The 26,705-nt window shown below is 61.8% G+C and carries 14 protein-coding genes and 2 pseudogenes; 6 read left to right on the top strand and 10 right to left on the bottom strand.

Going from position 1 to position 26,705, the window contains the following annotated elements; translation table 11 throughout:
- Nucleotides 1-447 precede the first annotated feature (447 nt).
- The 5 genes and pseudogenes from selO to F7R20_RS32460 all read right to left on the bottom strand — a co-directional run.
- Nucleotides 448-1,911 (bottom strand): protein adenylyltransferase SelO, encoded by a 1,464-nt coding sequence (gene selO / locus F7R20_RS16375; protein ID WP_003197064.1) that lies wholly within the window; start codon nt 1,909-1,911, stop codon nt 448-450.
- A 36-nt stretch (nt 1,912-1,947) separates the two neighbouring features.
- Entirely contained in the window at nt 1,948-5,310 is a 3,363-nt protein-coding gene (gene mscK / locus F7R20_RS16370; protein ID WP_003197066.1) for a mechanosensitive channel MscK, read from the bottom strand.
- A gap of 34 nt (nt 5,311-5,344) precedes the next feature.
- Nucleotides 5,345-7,087, bottom strand: coding sequence for a potassium/proton antiporter (locus tag F7R20_RS16365; RefSeq protein ID WP_013692106.1), 1,743 nt, complete (start codon nt 7,085-7,087; stop codon nt 5,345-5,347).
- Nucleotides 7,088-7,244: 157 nt separating this feature from the next.
- A pseudogene (locus F7R20_RS32465) lies at nt 7,245-7,844 on the bottom strand (methyl-accepting chemotaxis protein); the annotation flags it as partial.
- 303 nt (nt 7,845-8,147) lie between these two features.
- Nucleotides 8,148-8,804: pseudogene (locus tag F7R20_RS32460) on the bottom strand (MCP four helix bundle domain-containing protein); the annotation flags it as partial.
- A 324-nt stretch (nt 8,805-9,128) separates the two neighbouring features.
- Here F7R20_RS32460 and F7R20_RS16355 point away from each other — a divergent pair.
- Together F7R20_RS16355 and F7R20_RS16350 are read left to right on the top strand one after the other, a co-directional pair.
- Nucleotides 9,129-9,359, top strand: a complete 231-nt coding sequence (locus F7R20_RS16355) for a hypothetical protein (protein WP_003197071.1) — start codon at nt 9,129-9,131, stop codon at nt 9,357-9,359.
- The gene (locus F7R20_RS16350) at nt 9,356-9,658 is read left to right on the top strand and encodes a cell division protein ZapA (RefSeq protein WP_003197073.1); all 303 of its coding nucleotides are present in this window, start codon (nt 9,356-9,358) and stop codon (nt 9,656-9,658) included. The genes F7R20_RS16355 and F7R20_RS16350 overlap by 4 nt, the downstream gene beginning before the upstream one ends.
- A 205-nt stretch (nt 9,659-9,863) precedes the next feature.
- On the opposite strand, the gene F7R20_RS16345 is transcribed toward F7R20_RS16350, so the two are convergent.
- Nucleotides 9,864-11,666 carry an acyl-CoA dehydrogenase gene (locus F7R20_RS16345; protein WP_003197074.1) on the bottom strand — a complete coding sequence of 601 codons (1,803 nt, stop codon included), beginning with the start codon at nt 11,664-11,666 and terminating at the stop codon, nt 9,864-9,866.
- Nucleotides 11,667-11,955: 289 nt separating this feature from the next.
- Complete coding sequence (gene putA / locus F7R20_RS16340; protein WP_003197076.1) at nt 11,956-15,909, bottom strand: trifunctional transcriptional regulator/proline dehydrogenase/L-glutamate gamma-semialdehyde dehydrogenase; 3,954 nt, start codon at nt 15,907-15,909, stop codon at nt 11,956-11,958.
- A 462-nt stretch (nt 15,910-16,371) separates the two neighbouring features.
- Here putA and putP point away from each other — a divergent pair, with 462 nt between their 5' ends.
- Nucleotides 16,372-17,856 (top strand): sodium/proline symporter PutP, encoded by a 1,485-nt coding sequence (putP, locus tag F7R20_RS16335; protein WP_003197077.1) that lies wholly within the window; start codon nt 16,372-16,374, stop codon nt 17,854-17,856.
- 88 nt (nt 17,857-17,944) lie between these two features.
- Here putP and F7R20_RS16330 read toward each other — a convergent pair whose 3' ends face one another.
- Nucleotides 17,945-18,439, bottom strand: coding sequence for a DUF2165 family protein (locus tag F7R20_RS16330; protein WP_003197080.1), 495 nt, complete (start codon nt 18,437-18,439; stop codon nt 17,945-17,947).
- 268 nt (nt 18,440-18,707) lie between these two features.
- On the opposite strand from F7R20_RS16330, the gene F7R20_RS16325 reads away from it, so the two are divergent.
- The 3 genes from F7R20_RS16325 to F7R20_RS16315 all read left to right on the top strand — a co-directional run bounded on the left by F7R20_RS16325 (nt 18,708) and on the right by F7R20_RS16315 (nt 22,414).
- Nucleotides 18,708-20,765, top strand: coding sequence for a type VI secretion system Vgr family protein (locus F7R20_RS16325; protein ID WP_003197082.1), 2,058 nt, complete (start codon nt 18,708-18,710; stop codon nt 20,763-20,765).
- Complete coding sequence (locus F7R20_RS16320; protein WP_003197084.1) at nt 20,762-21,493, top strand: DUF4123 domain-containing protein; 732 nt, start codon at nt 20,762-20,764, stop codon at nt 21,491-21,493. The genes F7R20_RS16325 and F7R20_RS16320 overlap by 4 nt, the downstream gene beginning before the upstream one ends.
- An 81-nt stretch (nt 21,494-21,574) precedes the next feature.
- On the top strand, nt 21,575-22,414 hold the full coding sequence (locus tag F7R20_RS16315; protein ID WP_003197086.1) for a 23S rRNA (adenine(2030)-N(6))-methyltransferase RlmJ: 840 nt from the start codon (nt 21,575-21,577) through the stop codon (nt 22,412-22,414).
- Between the two features lie 805 nt (nt 22,415-23,219).
- Here the strand turns inward: F7R20_RS16315 and msrA are convergent.
- Nucleotides 23,220-23,867, bottom strand: a complete 648-nt coding sequence (gene msrA / locus F7R20_RS16310; protein ID WP_003197088.1) for a peptide-methionine (S)-S-oxide reductase MsrA — start codon at nt 23,865-23,867, stop codon at nt 23,220-23,222.
- A 119-nt stretch (nt 23,868-23,986) separates the two neighbouring features.
- Nucleotides 23,987-26,680, bottom strand: coding sequence for a putative bifunctional diguanylate cyclase/phosphodiesterase (locus F7R20_RS16305; protein ID WP_003197090.1), 2,694 nt, complete (start codon nt 26,678-26,680; stop codon nt 23,987-23,989).
- Nucleotides 26,681-26,705 lie beyond the last annotated feature (25 nt).

Here is a 26,705-nt window from a genome sequence, read left to right as displayed (position 1 = left end):
TCTCCCACGCACAGCCACCATTAAGCGAGTTGCAGACGTAAAGGACTGCAATCGAGACTGGGCATTGTTGCGTCTGTGTTGAGTCGGATCGCTAAACCCGATCGCTGATTTTCAGCGACGGGGAAACGATAAAGCCCGACCCCAAGGCGCACAAGCCGGCGGATTCTGGCGTAGTTGTAGGCAATGGCGCAAGGCGGCGTAGCCTGCTCCTGAATGGTCCTACATCGAAATAAACGTGGTGATCGTCACGGGGAGTGGATTGGCTTCATGTGCAAGTGCTGGACTGAGAAGTCTGTGGTGAATTGAAGATCGCCATCGCGAGCAAGCTCGCTGCCACAGGGGTTGGTTGTTGTCGCAAATATCGCGATAACACAGTTCCCAATGTGGGAGCGAGCTTGCTCGCGATGACTGTCGTTCAGACAACCCTGAACCTTTGGCGAGGGAGGGTTACGACGAGCAACTGATCTCCAGATGCTTGCCCCACTCCGGCGGACGTTGCGCGTAGCTGTCCATGCCCGGTTGTTCCTCGAACGGCTTGCTCAGCACTGTGTGCAGGCGGCGGACTTCTTCGTAGTCGCCGGATTCGGCGGCGTCGATGGCTTTCTGCGCCAGGTAGTTGCGCAGCACATACAGCGGGTTCACCGCGTGCATCCGGGCGCGGCGCTGGTCTTGCTCGACAGCGCCGTCGCGGTTGACGCGGGCGATGTAAAGCTCGCCCCAGGCATCGAATCCCTTGAGGTCGACAAAGTCATCGCGCAGGGTGGCGATGGCTTGCTCGGGGGCTTGGTCGCCCAGCCGGCGGAAGAACAGGCTGTAGTCGACGCCGCTGTTCTGCATCAATTGCAGCAGGCGCTCCAGCAGTTTCTGGTCATCCTCCTCGGCGCGGGTCAGGCCGAGGCGGCGGCGCATCAGGTCCAGGTAGTGGGCCTGGTATAGCGGCAAGTACAGGCCAAGGGTCTCACGCAGGGCTTCGACGCTGATGAACGGCGTCAAGGCCTGGGCCAGGGCGCTGAGGTTCCACTGGCCGATGGGCACCTGGTTGCTGAACGAGTAGCGGCCCTGGTCATCGGAGTGGTTGCAGATGAAGTTGGCGTCGAAGTCGTCGAGGAAGGCGAACGGCCCGAAGTCGAAGGTGATGCCCAGGATCGACATGTTGTCGGTGTTCATCACGCCGTGGCAGAAACCGTAAGCCTGCCATTTGGCAATCAGCTCGGCGTTGCGCTCGACGATCTCGCGGAACATCGCCAGGTACGGCTCCGGTTGTTCACGGCACTCGGCAAAGTGCAGGTTCAACACGTGCTCGGCGAGGGCCGCATGCAGCTCGGGTTTCTTGGTGTAGTAGAAATATTCGAAATGCCCGAAGCGTACGTGGCTGGGTGCCAGGCGCAGCACCATGGCGGCGCGCTCCTGCTTTTCGCGCCACACCGGGGTGTCGGAGCCGATCACGCACAAGGCGCGGGTAGTGGGGATGCCCAGGGCGTGCAGGGCTTCGGAGGCGAGGAATTCGCGGATAGAGGAGCGCAGCACCGCGCGCCCGTCGCCCATCCGTGAGAACGGCGTCTGGCCGGCGCCCTTGAGGTGCAGGTCCCAGTGTTCGCCGGCCTCGTTGTACACCTCGCCCAGCAGCAGCCCGCGGCCATCGCCCAGTTGCGGGTTGTAGTGACCGAACTGATGCCCCGAATACACCATCGCCCGGGGCTCGGTTTCGGCCCAGAGCTTGTGGCCGCCAAAGATCTCGGCAAACAGCGGTGCCTCGGCTTCCACCGGGTCCAGGTCCAGCAGTGCCATGGCGGCCGGGCTGGCGACGACCAGCCGCGGATTGTCGATGGGCTCGGGCAGCACGTGGGTCGATAAACCGTCGCCCAGGCGGGCGAAGCGGTTATCGAAGGTCAAGGTTTCCAGCGTTTTCATGGCCGTCTCCGGCGCGCCGCCCTCAGGCAGCGCGCATCAGTCGAGTGTGTCTTGCGGCGGCTCGGGCACCGGTTTGATGTTGGCTACGGTCGAGGGCACGGGCGTGAGGGTCTTTTTATCAGGCTCGGCGGGCACCAGTTTGTATTCCTGGCCTTGCAGGTTCTTCAGATAGATTTCCATCTGCCGGAAGGAGATGTTGATGTGCTCCTTCTTGAACTCACGGTTGATGAACCGGTTGATCTCGTCCAATACCGGGTTGCGGTCGCCGAGGTCGCGCACGTGCATGCGCAGCTCATGGTCCAGGGTGCTTTCACCGAAGTTGAGGAAGTACACGATCGGTTCCGGTTCCTTCAGCACACGTGGGTTCTCGCGGGCGGCCTTGAGCAGCAATTCGCGCACCCGGTCCAGGTCCGAACCGTAGTCCACGCCCAGTTTCAGGGTTACCCGGGTGACGGTGTCGGTCAGCGACCAGTTGATCAGTTGCCCGGTGATGAAGGTCTTGTTCGGGACGATGATGTCCTTGCGGTCGAAGTCGGTGATGGTGGTCGCCCGAATGCGGATCTTGCTGACCGTGCCCGACAGGTTGCCGATGGTGATGGTGTCGCCGATGCGCACCGGACGCTCGAACAGGATCATGATGCCGGAGATGAAGTTGGCGAAGATCTCCTGCATGCCGAAGCCCAGGCCCACCGACAGCGCGGCCACCAGCCATTGCAGTTTGTCCCAGCTCACACCCAGGGTGGACAGGGTGGTGACGAAACCGACGCCGGCGATCACATAGGACAGCAGCGTGGTGGTGGCATAGGCACTGCCCTGGGCCAGGTTCAGTTTCGACAGCACGAACACTTCCAGCAGGCCCGGCAGGTTGCGCGCCAGGGCGAAGGTGATGCCGATGATGATCAGCGCCCCGAGCATGTCACCGATGCTGATGGGCACCATGCTCATGTTCGCGCCAGTGCCGCTGGTGTATTCGTAGAGGGTGATGTTGTCCAGGTACGAGAACACGCTGATCAGGTCCGACCAGACCCAGTACAGCGCGGCGATGAAACCGCCCAGCAGCGCCAGGCGAATCAGGCGCAGGGACTGCTCGTTGACCTTTTCGATGTCCAGGGTCGGTTCCTCGACCACCGCTTCGCCGTCGCCGGCCTCCTTGGCGGCCTGGCGCTTGGCCAGGGCACGCTGGTAGGCCAGGCGCCGCGCCGCGACCGACAGGCCGCGGACGAAGGTGGCCTCGATCACCAGCCAGAACATCAGCAGGTACAGGGTGTTGATCAACCGGTCACTGAGCTTCAGCGCGGTGTAGTAGTAGCCGAAGCACACCGCCACGAACAGCGCGATCGGCAGGGCGGTGAACAGCACCCCGACCGCCTTGCGGAATAGCGAGGTGTTCTTGTGTGTAGGGCTGCTCAGCAGCAGGCGGCTGAGCAACCACGCCATCAACGCGTAGCAGGTCAGCACCACCGGCATGCCCAGCACGTCATCGGCCAGGGCCGAGGGTTGCAGTTCGGCCACGGCCACCACGGCTACCAGCGCCAGCACCACCAGCCCGAGACGGCGGATCCAGCCCTGGAGGAATTCGACCTGGGGTTTCTCCCAGCGGAAATGCAATTCGGCCACGCCGCCGGGGGCCAGTACTCGATAGGCCGTGTAGAACACCAGCCAGGCTTGGCCGATCTGCAGCAGCGCCGCGCCGAGGTTGGCGTTCTGGCCACGAGCGTCGATCTGCAGGGCGTAGCCGCACAGGGCCAGCGCCAACGCCAACGGCATCGCCAGGAGAATATTGATCAGGATCGCCTGGGGCGTGTGCCATTGGCTGTCGCGCTTGAAGTGGCCAACGTCCTGGTGAACCTTGTTCAGTCGGGCATAGAGACTCTTGCGCCGCCACAGCAACGCACCGATCAGCAGCGCCAGGGGCAGGAACAGCAACGGCCGTTGGGTCAGGCCATCGGCCAGCTCACTGAGGCTCGAAGCCCAGGGCAGTGAGTCGATCTGTTTCTCCAGGCGCAGCGGCACGCCGCGCATCCAGTCGAAATCCAATGGTTTGTTGCTGGGGATCCAGAACATCTGCTCTTCAAGGGTCTCGCGCAGGTTTTGCGCGGTGCTGAGCAGTTGTTTCTGGTTGAGCTGCAGGGTGATGGATTCGTTGAGCACTGCGCTCAATTCGCGGTTCAGGCGTTCCAGCAGGTCGACGCGGGTCAGAGCCAGTTCCAGCAAGGTCTTGCGCAGTTGCGGTGTGGCTTGCTCCGACGGCTGGGAGGCCAGCAGGCTGTCGACATAGGCGCTGGGATTGTTCAGCAGCTCGCGCTGTTGGCTGACTTCGAACTGGTACAGGCGGATGTCGGCGATCTGGTCGGCCAGGTTCTGGTCCAGCTTCAGGCGCGGCAGGGTCTGGCGTTGCTTGTAGAGGATCTTGGAGAGCAGCAGGCTGCCCTTGAGCACGCTGATCTGCTCGTCCAGGGCGGCGTCGGTCTGGGTGACGCTGTCCAACAGTTGCTTGGTCTGCAGGTTCTGCTGGGTGACCTCGTTGAGGCGGTCGGTGCTCTTGAGCAGGTAGTCGGAGAGCTTCAGGTTGGCCGCGCTTTCGGTTGCCAGCAGGCTGCTGCCGCCGGCCTTCTGGGCTTCGATGGATTGCTGGGTCACCGTTTCCTGGGACTGGGCCAGGCGCTTCTGGTTGATCAGGTTTTGCAGGTCCTGGATTTCCTGCTCCGTGCGGGCGATTTTTTCCATCAGCAAATCGTGCTGACCGTTGCCCAGGTCCTGCAGTTGGCTGTTGCCGGCCAGCTCCTGGCGGCGCAGCGGAATCAGCGCATTGAGCGCCGCCAGCTCGGCGTTGAGCTGGTCGCGCTGCTCGGCGCTCAGGGTTTTGCCAGCGTCTCGGCCGGCCTTGAGGATGGCGTTGATCTGCTGGATGCGGGTCTGGCTGTTGGAGATTTCCGCCTGGGCCCGCTCGGGGCGGGTCTGGGCGGTGATGATCAGACTGTTGGCGTCAGCCAGGGCTTTTTGCAGGTCACCCTGCTGTGTGGAGCGATCCGTGAGCATTTGCTCGAGCTGGGGAATTGGCAGGTTGGCGTAGCGTTGCGCCACCGGCACCACCGTGGTGCCCTTGAGCCGCGCCAGTTCGCGCTGGTTCTCGATGTTCTGCTTGGGCGCAGTGGCCAGTTGCTGTTTGAGCGCCTGCAGCTTCTGTTCGTAGTCGGCCTTGTTGCTGAGCTGGGTCAGCGTGTTCTGCAAGATCGCCTGCAGGGCTTTCTGCTCGGCTTCCGGCAGTTTGCGGTCGGCGATTTTGTCCAGGCTGGACTGCACTGAAGCGCTGGCGGGAAGGTCAGCGGCTTGCAGTGTGCAGACGGAGAGACTCAGGCCCAGCAGGGCGATGGCGAAAAAGGAGCGCAGGGTAGGCATAAAGACCGGTCGAGCAAGTGAGAGTGGGAGCAGTTTAGAGGAACAAGCCGGGACCCGGGCGACTTCCTTCGGGGAATCTGACGCCCACTTTGGCGATCTTGTTCCCGTCCATGACCGCGACGGTCCATAGGGTGTTGTTCCAATCCACCTGGTCGCCGACTACCGGCGCACCGCCGACTTTCTGGGCAATGAAGCGGCCCAGGGACATGTCGGGATCGATGCCGTCCAGCTTCAGTCCGTACAGCGCCGCAACCGCGGCCAGCTGGGCGTCTCCTTCGAGTACGAAGTCGCCGAAGAAACGCAGATCCAGGCCCCGTTGCGGCGCCTGGCTGAACAGTTTTCCCAGGGCCGGCAAGTCGTGTTCATGGCCGATAACACACAGTAAATCACCGACTTCCAGCACGGTACTACCCGACGGATGGAGCAATTGCTGGCCACGAAACAGGGCGGCGATGCGCGTGCCGTTCGGCATTTTCAGGTCCCGCAGGGGCGAGCCGATGCACCATTTTTCCGCGCCCAGGCGATAGATGAACAACTCCCACTCGCTGGTGACATGGACTTCCAGCGCCGCCCGGGAAATCGGCAGCGGCTCGGGCGGGACGGTCACGTGCAGCAACTTGGCGACCCACGGCAGGCTGGTACCCTGCACCAACAGCGAGACCAGCACGATAAAGAACGCCAGGTTGAAATAGAGCTGGGCGTGGGGCAGGCCAGCCATCAGCGGGAACACCGCCAGGATGATCGGCACCGCGCCGCGCAGGCCGACCCAGGAGATAAAAGCTTTTTCGCGACCGTGGAACGCCTTGAATGGCAGCAGGCCGACCACGACCGACAGCGGACGTGCAAACAGAATCATCCACAATGCCAGGCCCAGGGCGGGCAGGGCGATGGGCAGCAGGTCGTGGGGGGTGACCAGCAACCCCAGCACCAGGAACATGCCGATCTGTGCCAGCCAGGCCATGCCATCGAGCATATGCAGGATGCCGTGGCGACTGCGCACCGGGCGGTTGCCGATCACCAGGCCGCACAGATACACCGCCAGGAAGCCGCTGCCGTGCAGGGCGTTGGTCAAGGCGAATACCGCCAGGCCGCCGCTGATGACCAGGATCGGGTACAGGCCGTTGGCCAGGTTGATGCGATTGACCAGTTGCAGCATCAGCCAGCCGCCGCCCAGGCCAAGCACCGCGCCGATGCCAAACTCGCGCACCAGATGCCCCAGCAGGCTCCAATGCAGGCCGGTTTCGCCGCTGGCGAGCATACCGATCAGGGTAACGGTCAGGAACACCGCCATGGGGTCGTTGCTGCCGGACTCGATCTCGAGGGTGGCGCTGACCCGTTCGTTCAGGCCCTTGCCGCCCAGCAGCGAGAACACCGCCGCGGCATCGGTGGAACCGACGATGGCGCCGATCAGCAGCCCCTGGATCAGGTTCAGGTTGAACAGCCACGCCGCCGCCAGGCCGGTCAGCCCGGTGGTGATCAATACACCGACGGTGGCCAGCGACAACGCCGGCCACAGTGCGACGCGAAAGCTCGACACCCGCGTGCGCAAGCCACCGTCCAACAGGATGACGGCCAATGCGAGGTTGCCGACCAGGTAGGCCGTGGCGTAGTTATCGAAAAGAATACCGGCGCCGTCGACACCGGCCACCATGCCCACGGCCAGGATGATCACCAGGATCGGGATGCCCAGGCGAGACGAAAGAGAACTCACCAGAATGCTCGCACCTACCAGCAACGCGCCGATCAAGAACAGGCTGTTGATGGTCGTCGCAGTCAAAGGCGTTACTCCGGGAAAACTGAAGGGCGGGCACAGGCTGACCATGCAGTCTGCGTGCCAGCGATTCTAACCTGTTGAAATGTGATGCTGTCAAAAAAGGTTGGGAGGGAGGGGAGCTGATCGGTCCCACGCGGAGCGTGGGACCGATCATCAGGGGTTAAAGGCTGAACCGCCCAACCATGCTGTTCAGATCCACGGCCAGGCGCGACAGTTCGGCACTGGCGGCGCTGGTCTGGTTGGCGCCGGTGGCCGATTGCACCGACAGGTCGCGGATGTTCACCAGGTTGCGGTCCACTTCACGGGCCACCTGGGCCTGTTCTTCGGCGGCACTGGCGATCACCAGGTTGCGTTCGTTGATCTCGACGATGGCGGTGTTGATCGTGTCCAGGGACATGCCGGCACCGCGGGCGATGTTCAGCGTCGACTCCGCGCGTTCGGTGCTGTTGCGCATCGAATCCACAGCGTGTTCGGTGCCGCTCTGGATGCTGCCGATCATGCGCTCGATCTCGCTGGTCGACTGTTGGGTACGGTGGGCCAGGGCGCGGACTTCGTCGGCGACCACGGCAAAACCACGACCAGCCTCACCGGCACGGGCGGCTTCGATGGCGGCGTTCAGCGCCAACAGGTTGGTCTGGTCGGCCAGGCCGCGGATCACGTCCAGCACCTTGCCGATGTCACGGGACTCATCGGCCAGGTTGCCGATCAAGGCGGCAGTGCTTTGCACATCGGCGCTCATGCGTTCGATGGCGCTGACGGTTTCCTGTACCAGGTCGCGACCATCGCCTGCGGAGGTGGTGGCGTTTTTCGAGGCTTCGGAGGTGCTCACCGCATTGCGCGCGACTTCTTCCACGGCGCTGGTCATTTCGTTGACCGCGGTGGCGGCCTGCTCGATTTCGTTGTTCTGCTGGGTCAGGCCACGAGCACTTTCGTCGGTGACGGCGTTGAGCTCTTCGGCCGCCGACGCAAGCTGTGTGGCCGACCCTGAGATCCGCTGCAAAGTGTCGCGCAGTTTTTCCTGCATGGTCGACATCGCCCGCAGCAGGCGACCGGCTTCGTCGCTGCCATCGACGACAATCGGGCGGGTCAGGTTGCCCTTGGCGATTTCCTCGGCGGCATCCAGCGCGTTGGCAATCGGCTTGGTGATGCTGTTGGTCAGCAGCCAGGCGAACAACAGGGTCAGGCCGGTGGCGATGACCAGCAGTGTGACAACCCAGTTGAAGGCCTTTGAATATTGGTGCTCTGCCCCCTTGTTCAACGCGTCGGCTTGTTGGTTATTGATCTCCAGCAGGCGGCCGAGTACCGCGTTGACGGCTTCGGAGTTGCTCAACAGCTCGGTGTTGAGCAGAGCCCGCAGATCTTCGATCTGATTGTTGCGCGACAGGGTTTTCATCCGATCTTCAAGTTGACGGTACTGCCCCAGCAGTTGCACGTATTGATCATAGGCGGCCCGTTCTTCAGGGGCGCTGATCAGCTTTTCATAGGCAGCCTGGGCCGCGCGGATCTGCTGGTTGCGCTGCTCGAACAGATCGTAGGTTTTCTGCTGGATGTCCGGTTCGCGGTTGGTCAACAAGCGATAGGACAGCACCCGCAGGCGCAGGGTGAGCTGGGTGAACTCATCCAGGGCCTTGATGCTGGGCACGCTGTTGCGGGCGATGCTTTCGCCAGATGCGCGGATGGTGCTCATCTGGGTCAGGGCAAATACCCCAAGGGCGAGCATCAGGGCGCCGATCAGGGCAAACCCCAGGAATGCCCGAGGCGCGATGTTCATATTACGTAGGGACATGGAAAGTACCGGAAGTAGCCGCGTCCGTGCGGGGCTGTGACTGCTGTTACCTGACTTATCGGTCATACGACTAAAGTCTTGAGTGACATGCGTGCTTTTGTCACAGAGCAAAGGTTGCGGTGCGACGAAGGGTCGGAACCAGATTCCCCATTTGCAGTCTCTAAAACTCGCCGCAAAGCCCTGCTACCCCGTAAAGCGTGGTATTGGCAGTGACTTTTCTTTATCGTACGCGCCCCTTGAAAATGCCTGGAAATCAATATGTTGGAAACATCCCTCAGCCAGTTGGAGCAACTGGTCAATGACCTGGTGCAACAGAACCGTCACCTCACCGGCCTGAACGAAACCCTGGGCGCGGAGCTTGCCAAGGTCAAGGATGAAAACGAAAGCCTGCAACTGAGCCTGATGGAACAGGAAGAACTGCACGGCACCACCGCCGCCCGCATCCAGGCCCTGATCGAGCGCGCCAGCGCCGGGCCTGTCAGCGCATGAAGCACGGCGCCGATGGGGTGACAGTCATCTCGATCCTGGGAGAGGACTATTCAATCAAGGCGCCGGCCGGGCAGGAACAGGCCCTGCTGGACGCCGCTTCGATGCTCAAGGCCGCACTGGCCGACACGAAAAGGAAATACCCGACGCTGATCGGTGATCGCCTGTTGGTATTGGCGGCCATGAACTTGTGTTCGCAGCAGATGGAAATGCAGAAACAACATCAAGCGGAACTCGACCGTTACCAAGAGCAAGTCAGCGCCACGGTCGATGTGATTGCCAAGACGATCCAGCAGGCCTGAAACCGCCAGTTAGGGTTGACTGTGGGAGCGAGCTTGCTCGCGAAGGCGGTATGTCAGTTGCAATTGATTTGCCTGATCCACCGCCTTCGCGAGCAAGCCCGCTCCCACAGTGGATGGTGGTGAACGCAGATGTCGTGTTCACTTGGAACCCCCTGTGGGAGCGAGCCTGCTCGCGATGGGATTCAGCCCCGCTGCATGATCTGGCTCAGAACCACTCATCCCGCATCCCCAGGCACGTATCATCCCGCGCCTCAAGAATCGCCAGCTCATGATGACAACCCGGCACTTCCCAGGTCAGGAAGTAGCGCGCCGCTTGCAGCTTGCCCTTATAGAAGTCGCTGTCTGCGGTATCCCCTCTGGCCAGGCCTTCCTCGGCACGAATCGCCTGTTCCAGCCAGCGCCAGCCGATCACCATGTGCCCAAATACCTTCAGGTACAGCGCCGAGTTGGCGAGGCTGCTGTTGACCTTGCCCTGGGCCAGGTCCGTCAGCAGGCCGAGGGTGACCGTTTGCAGGCGCGCCACCAGCGCTTCCAGCGGCTGGCGCAACGGTGTCAGTGATGCGTGCGCCTGGGCGCGTTCAGTGGTGTTGGCCACCAGGCGGATCAATTGCTTGAGCCCGGCACCGCCGTTCTGCGCCAGTTTGCGCCCCAGCAGGTCCAGGGACTGGATGCCGTGGGTGCCTTCATGGATCGGGTTCAGGCGGTTGTCGCGGTAATACTGCTCCACCGGGTATTCGCGGGTGTAGCCGTGGCCCCCCAGAATCTGGATCGCCAGCTCGTTGGCCTTCAGGCAGAACTCCGAGGGCCAGGATTTGACGATCGGGGTCAGCAAATCCAGCAGCTCATGGGCGCGCCGACGCTCGGCTTCGCTTTCCAGGGTGGTGGTGTCGTCGAACAAGCGCGCGGCGTACAGGCCCAGGTCAAACGAGCCTTCAACGTAGGCCTTCTGGGTCAGCAGCATGCGGCGCACGTCGGCGTGCTGGATGATCGCCACGGGGGCGGTGGTCGGGTCCTTGCTGTCGGGCACCCGGCCCTGCGGGCGTTCGCGGGCGTATTCCAGGGAATACAGGTAGCCGGCGTAACCCAGCATCACCGCACCCATGCCGACGCCGATCCGCGCCTCGTTCATCATCTGGAACATGTAGCTCAGGCCGTGGTGCGGTTTGCCTACGAGGTAACCGACACATTCGCCGTTGTCGCCGAAGTTCAACGCGGTGGAGGTGGTGCCACGCCAGCCCATCTTGTGGAACAGCCCGGCCAGCAGCACGTCGTTACGCGGGCCGAGGCTGCCGTCGTCGTTGACCAGGAATTTGGGCACAATAAACAACGAAATGCCCTTCACGCCCGGCGGCGCGTCCGGCAGTTTCGCCAGGACCATGTGCACGATGTTTTCCGACAACGGATGATCGCCGCCGGAAATGAAGATCTTGTTGCCCTTGAGTCGATAGGTGCCGTCGGATACAGGCTCCGCGCGCGTACGAATATCCGACAGCGAAGAGCCTGCATGGGGCTCGGTCAGGGCCATGGTGCCGAAGAAACGGCCGTCGATCATCGGTTGCAGGAAGCGTTGCTTCTGCTCCTCGCTGCCGAAGCTTTCGATCAGGTTCGCCGCGCCCATGGTCAGGAACGGATAAGAGGTCGAGGCGGCGTTGGCCGATTGGAAATGCGCGAAGCAGGCCTGGGACAGCAACGTCGGCAGTTGCATGCCGCCCGCCTCGAAGCTGCGTGCTGCGTTGAAAAAACCCGCCTCGAGGAAGGCATCCACCGCCGGTTTTACCTCGGGAATCAGAATCGCCTCGCCGTTCTCGTAGCGCGGTTCGTTTTCATCGTTCTTGCGGTTGTGCGGCGCGAAAAATTTCTCGGCGATGCTGCGGGCCGTACCGATGGCGGCGTCGAAGGTTTCGCGATTGTGCTCGGCAAACCGCTCGCGCTGAGTCAGGCCCTCGGCATCGAGGACTTCATACAGCTCGAAAGCCAGATTGCGGGAACTGAGCAGCGTCTCGGACATGGCGGCTTACCTTTTTTTGGGGTGGGCCGAGTCTAGGCGTGGGAATGGAGGCTGAACAGGATGATTGATGACAGTGATGCAGAGGTGCGGGCGACACTAATCCCAATGTGGGAGTGGGCTTTGTGGGAGCAAGGCTTGCCCGCGATGAAAACGCCGCGGTCTCTTGAGGGTCGCAGCGCCTGGATCGCGAGCAAGCTTTGCTCCCACAAAGCTCGCTCCCACAGGGATTTCCTCCCACAGGGATTTCCTACTACCAGGCACCCATTGCAGGTGCCTGGTTTACAGCGGTTTAGCCGATAGTCATCAGGCTGGCATTACCACCCGCGGCGGCGGTGTTGACGCTCAACGCTCGCTCGATCACCAGGCGCTCCAGCGCCACGCTGGTTTCGCCCTGGGACAGGCCATGGACCCCGACGATGGCGCCGGCGCGCTTGGCAACCTGCTGGCAGACGCTGCGCAGTTGATCCGAATCGCCGTGGTGCAGGACCGCGTCGAACAGCACCTCGTCTTTGTTCCAGTCGGCAACCCGTTGGATGCGTGCCTGAATCTCCTTCGGCAAGCGTGCGAACAAAGCCTTGCTGGTGTCGGTTTCCGGCCACACGGCCGAGCCGCCCACGGCCAGTACGGCCGCCAGTTGTGTCAGCAGGTCGCCTTCCACGTCGGCCAGGCACAACACGTGCTCGCGCGGCAGGATGGCGTAGCTGTTGCGCTCGCCAGTCGGGCCGGTCAGGGTCCGGGTAATACCGCTCTGCGACTGGGCCGCGAACTGCACGCACAGGGCGCTCAGCTCGGCGAGCTTCTGGCTGTCGGCCCAGGCTTGCAGTGCGGTCAGCGGTTTGCTCATGGCGTCGCGTAAACGCAGGTCTGGCGCTGTCAGGGCGTCGCCACGGACGAAGGATTGCTGGATCGCATCGGTAGGACGTGTCGACAGCAGGCGGTACAGGTACAGCGGACCACCGGCCTTGGGACCGGTGCCCGACAGGCCTTCGCCGCCAAACGGCTGCACGCCGACCACAGCACCGACAATGTTGCGGTTCACGTAGACGTTGCCCGCATGCACATTGTCGATGACCTTGGCGATGGTCTCGTCGATGCGCGTGTGCACGCCCAGGGTCAGGCCGTAGCCGGAAGCGTTGATCTGGTTGATCAACTGATCCAGTTCCTTGCGCTTGTAGCGCACCACGTGCAACACCGGGCCGAAGATTTCGCGCTGCAGCTCGTCGAAGCTTTCCAGCTCGATCAGGGTTGGCATGACAAAGGTGCCGCGCTTGCACTCGTCGCTGTCGGCGATTGCCATCTGGTACACGGTGCGACCTTTGTCGCGCATGGCCTGGATGTGTTTCTCGATGCCGGCCTTGGCTTCGGCGTCGATCACTGGGCCGATGTCCACGGACAGACGCTCAGGGTTGCCGAGGCGCGATTCGGCCATGGCGCCCTTGAGCATTTCGATGACGCGGTCGGCGGAATCTTCCTGCAGGCACAGGACCCGCAGGGCCGAGCAACGCTGGCCGGCACTGTCGAAGGCTGACGACACCACGTCGATGACCACTTGTTCGGTCAGCGCCGAGGAGTCGACGATCATGGCGTTCTGGCCGCCGGTTTCGGCGATCAGCGGGATCGGACGGCCCTGGTTGTCCAGGCGACCGGCGATGTTGCGTTGCAGCAGGCGAGCGACTTCGGTGGAGCCGGTGAACATTACGCCTTTGACTCGCTCGTCACCCACCAGGCGGGCGCCGACGGTTTCGCCGCGACCCGGCAGCAGTTGCAGCACGCCTTCCGGAATGCCGGCTTCGAGCATCAGGCGCACAGCCTGGGCAGCCACCAATGGCGTCTGCTCGGCGGGCTTGGCCAAGACCGGGTTGCCGGCGGCCAGGGCAGCGGCGACCTGGCCGCTGAAAATCGCCAGCGGGAAGTTCCACGGGCTGATGCAGACCACCGGACCCAGTGGGCGGTGGGCATCGTTGGTGAAATCGTTGCGCGCCTGCACCGCGTAGTAGCGCAGGAAATCCACGGCTTCACGCACTTCGGCAATGGCGTTGGCGAAGGTCTTGCCAGCTTCGCGGGCCAGCAGGCCCATCAGCGGCTGGATCTCGCCTTCCATCAGGTCAGCGGCACGTTCGAGGATCGCGGCGCGCTCGGCTGGCGGCGTGGCTTGCCAGATCGGTGCGGCGTTGAGGGCGCACTGGATGGCGTTGTCGACGTCGGCGACCGTGGCTTCCTGCACATGGCCAACCACGTCGCGGTGATCGGACGGGTTCAGTACGGGGGCCGGGGTTTCTTCGCTGGCGGCACAGCCGAGCATCGGCACGGCTTTCCAATCGTTATGGGCAGTGGCAAGCAGGGCGCAGGACAGCGACGCCAAGCGATGTTCGTTGGCCAGGTCGATGCCGCTGGAGTTGGCGCGGTCGCTGCCATACAGGTCGCGCGGCAGTGGGATGCGCGGGTGCGGCAGGCCGAAACCGCCTTCCAGCGTCGCCATTTGCTCGATGCTGGCCACTGGATCGGCCACCAGCTCCTGAATCGAGATGGACTGGTCGGCGATACGGTTGACGAACGAAGTGTTCGCGCCGTTTTCCAGCAGACGACGTACCAGGTACGCCAGCAGTGTTTCGTGAGTGCCGACCGGAGCGTACACACGGCACGGACGGTTCAGCTTGCCTTCGGAAACCTTGCCTACAACCTGTTCGTACAGTGGTTCACCCATGCCGTGCAGGCACTGGAATTCGTACTGGCCCGGATAATAGTTCTGACCGGCGATGTGGTAGATGGCTGCCAGGGTATGGGCGTTGTGCGTGGCGAACTGCGGGTAGATGACTTCCGGCACCGACAGCAACTTGCGGGCGCAAGCGATGTAGGACACGTCGGTGTACACCTTGCGGGTATAGACCGGATAGCCTTCCAGGCCTTCGACCTGGGCGCGCTTGATCTCGCTGTCCCAGTACGCGCCTTTTACCAGGCGAATCATCAACCGGTGGCGGCTACGGCGGGCCAGGTCGATGACGTAGTCGATCACGTATGGGCAACGCTTCTGGTAGGCCTGGATCACGAAACCGATGCCGTTCCAGCCGGTCAGTTGCGGCTCGAAGCACAGACGCTCCAGCAGATCCAGCGACAGCTCAAGGCGGTCGGCTTCTTCGGCGTCGATGTTCAGGCCGATGTCGTATTGCTTGGCCAGCAGGGTCAGCGACAGCAGGCGCGGGTACAGCTCGTCCATGACGCGCTCGTACTGGGCACGGCTGTAACGTGGGTGCAGGGCGGACAGCTTGATGGAAATGCCCGGGCCTTCATAAATCCCGCGACCATGGGACGCTTTGCCGATCGAATGGATGGCTTGTTCGTACGAGGCCAGGTACTTCTGCGCATCATGTTCGGTGAGTGCGGCTTCACCCAGCATGTCGTAGGAATAGCGGAAGCCTTTGGCTTCGAACTTGCTCGCGTTGGCCAGGGCCTCGGCGATGGTTTCGCCGGTGACGAACTGCTCGCCCATCAGACGCATGGCCATGTCGACGCCCTTGCGGATCATCGGCTCGCCGCTCTTGCCGATGATGCGGCTCAGGGAGGAGGTCAGGCCCGCTTCGTTATGGGTGGCGACCAGTTTGCCGGTCAGCAGCAGGCCCCAAGTGGCGGCGTTGACGAACAGCGACGGGCTGTTGCCCAAGTGTGGCTGCCAGTTGCCGGTGCTGATCTTGTCGCGGATCAGCGCGTCACGGGTGCCTTTGTCCGGGATGCGCAGCAGTGCCTCAGCCAGGCACATCAGTGCTACACCTTCCTGGGACGACAGGGAAAATTCCTGCAGCAAACCCTGAACGATACCGGCACGGCCGCCGGCACTTTTCTGATTACGCAGTTTTTCCGCAATCGAAGCAGCCAGCTTATTGGTGGCTTCGGCCATTTGCGCCGGCAGACGGGCCTGCTCGATCAGCATCGGCACCACTTCGGGTTCCGGGCGACGGTAGGCGGCAGTGATGGAGGCGCGCAGGACCGATTGCGGCAGGATGCTCTCGGCAAATTCGAGGAAGCACTGGTGAGCATGGTCGACCTGTACATCGCCGGCATCATCACTGTCGGTGCGAGGTGAACCGTTCAGCTCGGTCAGGGTTGCACCACCCTCGAGTTTTTCCAGGTAATTGAAAATTGCCTGCTTGATCAGCCAGTGCGGCGTGCGATCAATCGAGGTTGCGGCCGCCTTGAGGCGTTCGCGGGTCGGGTCATCGAGTTTGACCCCAAGGGTGGTGGTAGCCATATTTTTATCCTCATGTTTACCACGTATCGCGTGGCATCAGCTGGCGGCAAGATTAGCTGCGGGATGATTGAGGTGCAACCGGGTGCAACCCTTTTTTTCTCGAAATGACAGGCAGCTCATCCGGAAGCGAATGTTGCCCCGTGAATCCTGCACCGGCTTAGTGCTTTGGCTTCTAGCTGAGCGCTGGGAGCTGCACTAAAAGGGAGCAAAAAACACAGATTTTGCGATAAAACCGATCAGGTGCAACTTATTCGAGCGAAACTGGTTGCACCTTATTTGATTTGTTGAATAGCATTCGCGGCCAAGGTGCAACCGGTTAAAAACCGAGGGGCATCGGCTGATGGCTTTCCTGGGGAAACATCAGTCATAAATTCGCGGGACTGCAAATCGTCGCTACAACGTCTGTGTTGTCGACGCTTTAAACTGCCACCGCTACATAAAAACAAAGCCAGGGCGTAACTCATGAGTGTAAGTAATCCCACCTTGATCACTTTCGTGATCTACATCGCAGCCATGGTCCTGATCGGTCTGATGGCTTACCGCTCCACCAACAACCTTTCCGATTACATCCTGGGCGGTCGTAGCCTGGGCAGCGTCGTGACGGCACTGTCTGCCGGTGCTTCCGACATGAGCGGCTGGTTGTTGATGGGTTTGCCCGGTGCAATCTACATGTCCGGCCTGTCGGAAAGCTGGATCGCCATCGGCCTGATCGCCGGTGCCTACCTGAACTGGTTGTTCGTGGCTGGTCGCCTGCGGGTACAGACCGAGCACAACGGTGACGCACTGACGCTGCCGGACTACTTCTCCAGCCGTTTCGAAGACAAGAGCGGCGTGCTGCGGATCATCTCTGCGGTGGTGATCCTGGTGTTCTTCACCATCTACTGTGCTTCCGGCATCGTGGCCGGCGCCCGTCTGTTCGAAAGCACCTTCGGCATGTCCTATGAGACCGCGCTGTGGGCCGGTGCTGCAGCGACCATCGCCTACACCTTCGTCGGTGGTTTCCTGGCCGTGAGCTGGACCGACACCGTACAAGCCACCCTGATGATCTTTGCGTTGATCCTCACGCCGATCATTGTGCTGCTGGCTACCGGTGGTGTGGACACCACGTTCCTGGCCATTGAAGCAAAAGATCCTACTTCGTTCGATATGCTGAAAAACACCACCTTCATCGGCGTGATCTCGCTGATGGGCTGGGGCCTGGGTTACTTCGGCCAACCGCACATCCTGGCGCGCTTCATGGCGGCGGATTCGGTCAAGTCGATCGCCAATGCCCGGCGCATTTCCATGACCTGGATGATCCTCTGCCTGGGCGGCACCGTGGCTGTCGGCTTCTTCGGTATCGCTTACTTCTCGGCACACCCAGACGTGGCCGGTCCGGTGACCGAAAACCCTGAGCGCGTGTTCATCGAGCTGGCGAAGATCCTGTTCAACCCATGGGTTGCCGGTGTGTTGCTGTCGGCGATCCTGGCGGCGGTCATGAGTACCCTGAGCTGCCAGTTGCTGGTGTGCTCCAGCGCCCTGACCGAAGACTTCTACAAGACTTTCCTGCGCAAGGGCGCTTCCCAGTTGGAACTCGTCTGGGTCGGCCGCGCCATGGTGCTGTTGGTGGCGTTGATCGCCATCGCCCTGGCCGCCAACCCGGAAAACCGTGTACTGGGCCTGGTGAGCTACGCCTGGGCCGGTTTCGGTGCCGCCTTCGGCCCGGTTGTCCTGATCTCCGTGATCTGGAAGAACATGACCCGCAATGGCGCGCTCGCCGGCATCCTGGTGGGTGCAATCACCGTGATTGTCTGGAAGCATTTCGCCTTGCTGGGCCTGTACGAAATCATCCCGGGCTTCATCTTCGCCAGCCTGGCCATCTACATTGTCAGCAAGATGGGCTCGCCTACCGCGGGTATGCTGCAGCGCTTCGGCGCGGCGGAAAAAGATTTTCGCCTGAACCAGTAAGGCCTTCGGCGAGGCCTTGATGGCTCGCAGGGCGACTTGCATAAAAACGGCCCGTCTCCAATGGAGGCGGGCCGTTTTTTTCATGGGCTCAGTCCGGGTTGGCGTCAGGCTGGTTGAGAAAGATCAACACGCCCAGGATCGCCATATAGAACCTGAATGCAGCGTCCTGGCCATTCCAGATTTCTGATTGCCACATCAGGAACCACTCGCCACCGACGACCATGAAACCAAAGAACCAGACGAAGAAGCCCACCGTCAGACCGGCAACGGCCCAGCGCTTGGCGCGGGCGAAAACCGCGGCCTCGGCCTGGCGTGCCAGCCACAGCTCCAGTGCGCCGTAGCCCAGCAACCCTGCCGTCATCGCTTCGCCGAGAATAATCAGCCAATAGGCCCCGTGCCACATCCACGGTTGATCGATAGCCCGATACCGGGCGGCATTGTCGGGAAAGGTGGTATCCATACTCAGTACGTGATGGACGAAATTGAAGTTGGAGCTGTAGTCCGTGATGTTATTGAACACGGTCAGGAAGGCGAATGCGGCGAGCGCCAGGGCCATTGCGATCTTTGCGTAACGTGTCGTCATCTCGTGCGTCCTTTGCTTTTTTTGCGACCAGCGCACGTTATCACGGCTGTCACGGCGCCGAGATCCGTCGTGTTGCAAGAAACGGCTGATTCATTCGTGGGACGGTTGCGGTTGGCTACGATGCCACGAATGTCTATCGGAAAATGCATCGCATCTTGCCGCTTTTGGCTCATCGGCTGTAAGGCAAATCTGTTTTTCCTGACCTCCAATCCACTCCCCCTATCGCTCGTGCAGAATCGCCCGCTTCCATTTCGCAGAGGCACATCGGATGTTCCCGCCTGCCAACCAACCGCGTTTCACGCTGACGCTCGACAGCGGGCCGAATGAACTCAAGGTGCTCGAGTTCAAGGGTAAGGAAGCCATCAGCCAGCCCTATCGCTTTGATCTGGAACTGATCAGCGAGCGGTCTGACCTGGCGCTGGAAGAGCTCCTGCATCGCCAGGCATTTCTGGGGTTCGATGATTGGGGCAGTGGCGTACACGGTCAGGTCTATAGCGTGGCCCAGGGGGATTCGGGCAAACGCCTGACCCGTTATCAGATCAGCCTGGTGCCTCGCCTGGCCTACTTGCGCCATCGCATCAACCAGCGGATTTTCCAGCACCTGAGCGTGCCCGATATCGTCGCCCAGGTGTTGAAGGAGCACGGGATCCTGGCGGATGCCTGCCAGTTCACGCTTGGCGGGCAATACCCCGAGCGCGAGTATTGCGTGCAGTATGGCGAAAGCGATCTGGCCTTCATCGAGCGGATCTGCGCCGAAGTCGGCATCCATTATCACTTCAGGCATCGCCCTGACGGTCATCTGCTGGTGTTCGGTGACGACCAGACGGTGTTTCCGCGCCTGCCTGAGTCGACGCTATACCTGCCGGACAGCGGCATGGCCGTCGACGAGCCGGCCATCAAGCGCCTGGCGGTGCGGCTCCAGACCCGTACCACTGCCGTGACGTTGCGCGATTACGACTTCCGCAGGCCCGGTTTGTTACTGCAAACCCACCTCGACAATCGACAGCGCCCTGTGCTCGAGGACTATCACTATCCCGGCGGTTTCTGCGCCCGTGACGACGGCAAGCATCTGACCCGACGCGCCCTTGAGCGCCACGGCGCCGACCACTGCGTGGCAGAAGGCGGCAGCGATGAAAGCGCCTTCGTCAGCGGACACTTCATGCGGATCAAGGAACATCCGCGGGAACCGTGGAATGATCTCTGGCTCCTGACGCAGATCGACCATCATGGCCGCCAACCGCAGGTGCTGGAAGAAACGGCCGGCGCCGGCCCGGATGAATTCCAGGGCTACAAAAACACCTTTCTCGCCACGCCATGGGACGTGTTCTTTCGGCCACCCCTGCATCACGAAAAGCCCCGTGCCCATGGTTATCAGTCGGCGGTGGTGACCGGGCCGGTGGACAGCGAGATCCATTGCGATGAATTCGGACGGGTCAAGGTGCAACTGGTCTGGGATCGCGACGGTCAATGCGACGAGCATTCCAGTTGCTGGCTGCGCGTGGCCTCCGGTTGGGCTCACGATCGCTATGGCGCCGTGATGATCCCCAGGGTCGGGATGGAAGTCCTGGTGGGGTTCATCGATGGCGACGTGGACAAGCCGTTGGTCGTCGGATGCCTGCCCAACGGCGCCAACCCGGTGCCGCTGGACCTGCCTGCGGACAAGACCCGCAGCGTGTTGCGCAGCCTGAGCAGCCCGGGCGGGGGAGGCTACAACGAATTGCGCATCGAGGATCGCAAGGGCGCCGAGGAGATCTACCTGCGGGCCCAGCGCAACTGGACCCAACATGTGCTGCATGACCAGCGGGTGCAGGTCGATCACGAGCGCAGCATCGTTGTCACCGGTACGGCACGGCACGAGCTCAAGGCCGATGAGCAGCGCCTTACCCACGGTCAACGCCGGGCAGAAGTGCGGCAGGACGATCATCTGCTGGTGAGCGGCGAGCGGCATATTCGTGTCACCAGCCAGGTCCTGAGTGCCAGCCAGCAGTTTCATGTCAGCGCCGGCCAGCAAGTGGTCTTGGACGGGGGCGCGAGCGTGACCCTTCAGGCCGGCGGACATTGGATCAACATCGGCGCTGGCGGGATTTTCAGCAGTGTACCCATCGAGGTCGGTGGGGCGCCGATGGCGGTCATGAGCGCGGCGTCCGGCTCTCCAGGCGGCGCCGAGAAGCTGGTCGCTGCGACGGCACCTGCGCTTTCCCTTGCGCAGATTCTCAGTTTCCAAGGTTCGGCGCCGTTCTGCGAGGAGTGTGAGCGTTGCAGAAGCGGCGCCTGCGCAGCGCCGCTGGCCTTTCGCAAACCTGTCGATCTCCGGGGGCGTGCATGAACAGCGATCAATCTCCTCGCGCCTGGCTTGAGGACTACCCCTTGCGGGCCTCCGAGCAACTTTTCGCCATTTTCAGCAATGCCAGTAGCGCCGGGGCGTTGTCGGCCTGGAGGCGCTCGATGAACTCGACAGCCAGCCCGATCTGGGCCGATACACCGTACGCCGAGTGGGAAGCGGTCATGCCCTATGTAGGGCTGGTCAGCGCAGACAGTGAATTGCTTGATTGGATCGCCGCCACCGACGCCCTCGATTGGGGCTGGCTGGCGGTTTCGTGTGTGAGCCAGGAAACCCTTGCGGAACACTTGCGAGGGCTCACACAGGTGCTGTTGCCCGATGGCAAGCCGGTCTTCCTGCGTTTTTGGGATGGGCGCTTCATGCGGCCTATCCTGCAATCGACGGCGGTGGAGGCCGGGCAACTCTTGCCGGTCATCAAGCGCTGCCTGATCAACGGGCAATCCCTTGAGGTCGTGGGAAATGTCCAGCGGCAGGCCCAGGCTTTTCCCTGGTGGCAAGTGCCCGTCGCGCTGTTGGACGCAATGGCCGAGGGCCCGACGGACTGTCTGCTGGACAACGTGCTCACTTGGCTGGGTGAAGAGCATCCGCATGTGTTCGAGCGGGTCGACGGCAGCGTCCTGCACTGCAAAGTTGCCCACTTTCTTGAGCGATCGGCGGCGGTTGAGGCGAAAATGGTGCCATTGCAGGCGTATTTGCTGCGAGAGCTGGGCTGATGGTGGCCTGTCCGCTGGGCTGCGAACCCCTGACGTCCGACGCGCTTCAAGGTAAACTCGTCGCCCTTCGCAGGAGCCGCCATGAATTATCGCCACGCCTTCCACGCCGGCAATCACGCCGATGTGTTCAAACACCTGACCTTGACCCGCCTCATCGCCTTGATGTCGCGCAAGGAGCAGCCCTTCGCCTACCTCGATACCCATGCGGGTATAGGGTTGTACGACTTGCAGGGTGACCAGGCCAACCGTACCGGTGAGTACCTGGAAGGCATTGCGCGGTTGTGGGGCGAGAGCGATCTGCCGCCGCTGACCGCCGATTACATGAAGGTGCTGCACGAGATGAACCCGGACGGGCAGTTGCGCTACTACCCGGGCTCGCCGGAGTTGGCGCGGCGCCTGACCCGTTCGCAGGACCGTGTGCTGCTCAATGAGAAACACCCTGAAGACGGCGTGTTGCTCAAGGACAACATGAAAGGCGACCGTCGCGTGGCGGTCCACCTGGGTGAGGGCTGGCATGTGCCGCGGGCGCTGCTGCCGGTGGCAGAGAAGCGTGCCCTGATGCTGATCGATCCGCCTTTCGAACAGCTGGACGAGATGCAGCGCTGCGCCGCCTCCCTCAAGGAGGCCATTGGCCGGATGCGCCAGACGGTGGCGGCGATCTGGTACCCGGTGAAGGACCAGCGGATGTTGCGCCGCTTCTACCAGGACCTGGCCGGCACGGGCGCGCCAAAGCTGTTGCGGGTGGAACTGTTGGTGCACCCATTGGCGACGCCCAACAGCCTGAACGGTTCCGGCCTGGCGATTGCCAACCCGCCGTGGGGGCTGGAGGAAGAGTTGCGTGAACTGCTGCCGTGGCTGTCGAAAAAGCTGGGGCAGACCCAGGGTGGGTGGCAGATGGATTGGTTGATCGCTGAGAGCTGATGCATCGATGGCGCCTGGAGAGGCGCCATCGCGAGCAAGCTCGCTCCCACATGGGTTGTGGGGTGTTCACAGAGCTGCAACTGACAAAAATCCCTGTGGGAGCTGAGCTTGCTCGCGATGGCATCGCCTTGGTCTATCGGATGCACCGAGGGTTTGCATCGCGGGCAAGCCTTGCTCCCACAAGCTCAGCTCCCACATGGGTTGTGGGGTGTTCACAGAGCTGCAACTGACAAAAATCCCTGTGGGAGCTGATCTTGCTCGCGATGGCATCGCCTTGGTCTATCGGATGCACCGAGGTGTTTGCATCGCGGGCAAGCCTTGCTCCCACAAGCTCAGCTCCCACATGGATTGTGGGGTGTTCACAGAGCTGCAACTGACAAAAATCCCTGTGGGAGCTGAGCTTGCTCGCGATGGCATCGCCTTGGTCTATCGGATGCACCGAGGTGTTTGCATCGCGGGCAAGCCTTGCTCCCACAAGCTCAGCTCCCACATGGGTTGTGGGGTATTCACAGAGCTGCAACTGACAAAAATCCCTGTGGGAGCTGAGCTTGCTCGCGATGGCATCGCCTTGGTCTATCAGATGCACCGAGGTGTTTGCATCGCGGGCAAGCCTTGCTCCCACAAGCTCAGCTCCCACATGGGTTGTGGGGTATTCACAGAGCTGCAACTGACAAAAATCCCTGTGGGAGCTGAGCTTGCTCGCGATGGCATCGCCTTGGTCTATCAGATGCACCGAGGTGTTTGCATCGCGGGCAAGCCTTGCTCCCACAAGCTCAGCTCCCACACTGGGTCTGGGGTGTAAAGGTCAGATCGGGCAGGTCACGCCCGTACCGCCAATCCCGCAATAGCCTTCAGGGTTTTTCGCCAGGTACTGCTGGTGGTAGGCCTCGGCGAAGTAAAACGTCGGTGCTTCTTCGATTTCGGTCGTGATGGTGCCTTTGCCTGCCTTGGTCAACTCGGCCTGGAATACTTGCTCGCTGTGTTTGGCCGCCGCCAGTTGAGCCGGGTTGGTGGCATAGATCACCGAACGGTACTGGGTGCCAATGTCATTCCCCTGGCGCATGCCCTGGGTCGGGTTGTGCAGTTCCCAGAACATTTTCAGAAGCTGCTCGTAGCTGACTTTTGCCGGTTCATAGACCACCAGTACCACTTCACTGTGGCCGGTCAGCCCCGAACAGACTTCTTCATACGTCGGGTTCGGCGTGAAGCCGCCGGCGTAACCCACCGCTGTACTGACCACGCCTTCGTGCTGCCAGAACTTGCGCTCTGCACCCCAGAAGCAGCCGAGGCCGAAGATCGCGAAATCCACGTCCATGGCAAACGGGCCCAGCAGCGGCGCGTCGTGGACGAAGTGTTTTTCCGGCACGGTCATTGGGGTTTCACGGCCAGGCAGGGCTTGTTCTTGAGTAGGGAGCACGTTTTTGTTCACCAGGATTTCCGAGCGCAAGACCATTTATCAGTCCTCTCAGTCAGATTGAGTTGAGCGAAATAGACCGTCAGTGTGCCCAATGCCGATTCGTTAAGAAAGCGACAACCGTGGCGAGGGGATAGACGTAGGGGGGGCTACGGCCGTCAGACGAGCGGCCCGCGGGGGTAGCGCTTGAGCTTTTCGATCAGCTCGGCGCCGGGGATCGGCCGGTCGAACAGGTAGCCCTGGCCGACATCACAGCGGTGGCGTCGCAGAAACGCCAGTTGCTGGGCGGTTTCGATGCCTTCGGCCACGACCTTGAGTTTCAGGTTGTGGGCCATGGCGATCACCGCCGAGGTGATTTCCATGTCGTCCTGGTTGTCCGGGATTTCGTGGATGAAGCTGCGATCGATCTTGATGATGTCGATCGGGAATTTCTTCAGGTAACTGAGCGACGAATAACCGGTGCCGAAGTCGTCCATGGCCAGGGTCAACCCCAAGCGCTTGAGCTGGTCGAGCTGCAAGTGGGTGTCTTCGGTGGCTTCCAGCAACAGGCCTTCGGTCAGCTCCAGTTCCAGCAGCCGGGCCGGCAGTTGTTCTTCCTTGAGGATGCTGGCGATGGAGGCGACCAGGTCCGGGTCGGAAAACTGCTTGGGTGACAGATTGATCGCCACTTGCAGGTTACCCAGGCCGGCTGCGGTCAGCTGTTTGCTCATGCGGCAAGCCTGGCGGGCGATCCATTTGCCGATGGGAATGATCAGGCCGGTTTCTTCGGCCACGCTGATGAACTGGTCCGGGCGGATCATGCCCTTTTCCGGATGGTTCCAGCGCAGCAACGCCTCCATGCCCAGCAGGCGACCGCTGCGCAGGCACAACTTGGGCTGGTAGAACACGTCCAGTTCGTTCTGGGTCAAGGCGCGGCGCAGGTTGTTTTCCACGAACAGCTTGTAGCTGGCCTCGGCATTCAGTGCTTCGGTGAACACCTGGACCTGGTGCTTGCCGTTGGCCTTGGCCTTGTGCAGGGCGAGGCCGGCGTTGCGCATCAGGGTCTGCGGATCGCGGCCGTGCAGCGGCGCGCAGGCCAGGCCGACGGAGCCGGTCACGCTGATCAACTGGTTATCGACGAACATCGGCTTGTCGAGGGTCATCAGCAACTGACTGGCGATCTGCTGCCCGGCTTCCAGGCTCGTGTCGTCCAGCAGGACCGCGAATTCGTTACTGGCGAATCGCGCCAGGCTGCCGCTGGGGCTCAAGCTGTTGCGCAGGCGCCGGGCCAGGCTGATCAGCAGTTTGTCACCGGTCTGGTGGCCGAGGCTGTCGTTGATGCGCTTGAAGTTGTCGATGTCCACCAGCAGCAGGCTGATGGGCGAATCACTGTCCCGGGCGAAGCGTTCATCGAGGTTGCGAATGAACGCCGGACGGTTGCCCAGGTTGGTCAGGTTGTCGGTGTACGCCAGGCGCTCGATGCGCTGCTGGGCCAGCTTGGTCTGGGTAATGTCTTCGTAGATGCCGATGTAGTGGGTCAGCTCGCGGTTATCGCCGTAGACCTTGGAAATCGACAACTGGCCCCAGTAGGGCTCCAGGTTCTTGCGCCGACTCTTGAACTCACCCTGCCAACTGTTGCTCTGGGCCAGCGCCGAGGGTGCGTCGAACAGCAGCTCGCTGAGATTCTCCAGGGCTGGCAGTTCGGAGAGGCGCTGGCCGTGGACTTCCTCGGTGGTGTACTGGGTGATCGCGGTGAAGCTCGGGTTGACGTACTCCACCACACCGTCGCAATTGACCAGCAGGAACGCGTTGGCGCTCTGTTCCACGGCGCGCTGGAACAAGTGCAGGGCGCTGGTGGCGGTGCGTCGGTTGTGGTTGTTGATGACCTGGGCGAACTGGTCCGCCAGCTCGCCGGCAAAAGCGATTTCATCCGACTGCCAGGCGCGGGTGACGCCCACTTGCTCCAGGCACAGCACGCCCACCACCTGGCCGTCGATACGCACGCTGGCGTCGAGAATGGCATTGACGTCACGGGCGCGCAGGCTCTCGGCCATTTCCCGGGTGCGCGGGTCGCGCATCGCATTGTGGGCGTCAATGGCGCGGCAGGTCTGCAGCGCCTCCATGTAGTCGGGAAAGTCGTTGGCATCGATCACCGCAGGCAGGAAATACGCCTGGGACGCGCGGTTGTAGGCGGAAATCGGTACCAGTTTGCCATCGTCCAGGTTCCAGAGGCTGGCGCAGTCGATCTGGTAAATGTCGCAGGCGCTGCGGGTGATGAGTTCGGCGGCTTCGAGCAGGGAGTTGTTGGCGCTGTAGCGTTGACGGGTCAGCAGCAGGATCAGGTCCTGTTGGGCGCGTACCCGGTCCAGGTGCTGGAGCTGCTCTTGCTGGGCGCGCTGGTTCAGTTCCAGGGCGATCTGCAGGCGTGAATTCTGGGTTTCCAGGTCCAGGGCCGGCATAGAGGGTTCGCCCTGCAACAAATTGTCCACCGCCAGCAGGTAGCCGCGCAACAGATGACGATTGTGTTGCTTATAGGCTTCACCCGTCTCCAGCACGTTCATCGGGCCCTTGGCGGTGTGGAGCGTGTAGCGAATCTGGTAATGCGCGGCCTGGGCCAATTGTTGCTGGATGGCGTCGTGCAACTGATAGCGTGCTTCGGGTTCCATCAAGCTGGCGTAGGGCGAACTGACCAGCGAGCACAGCTCTACCGCCGGCAGGCCGAAGTATCGCTCGCAGTTGGGATCGAGGAACAACAGCGCCCAGCTTGCTTCATTCAGCCGTTCGAAACGCAGCATACCGAGCCGCGAGGGCACCGGTAACTGCGTCACTACCTCGGCCGCCATACGGCTGGCGGCATCGGGTTGGCTTTTCATGGGGAAACTCGCTTCGAAAATGCTG

It is taken from the genome of Pseudomonas brassicacearum subsp. brassicacearum (assembly GCF_008801605.1).
Taxonomy (GTDB): domain Bacteria; phylum Pseudomonadota; class Gammaproteobacteria; order Pseudomonadales; family Pseudomonadaceae; genus Aquipseudomonas; species Aquipseudomonas brassicacearum.
The sequence above is the reverse complement of the archived record's forward strand: the minus strand, read 5'-3'. Positions and strand labels throughout refer to the sequence as shown.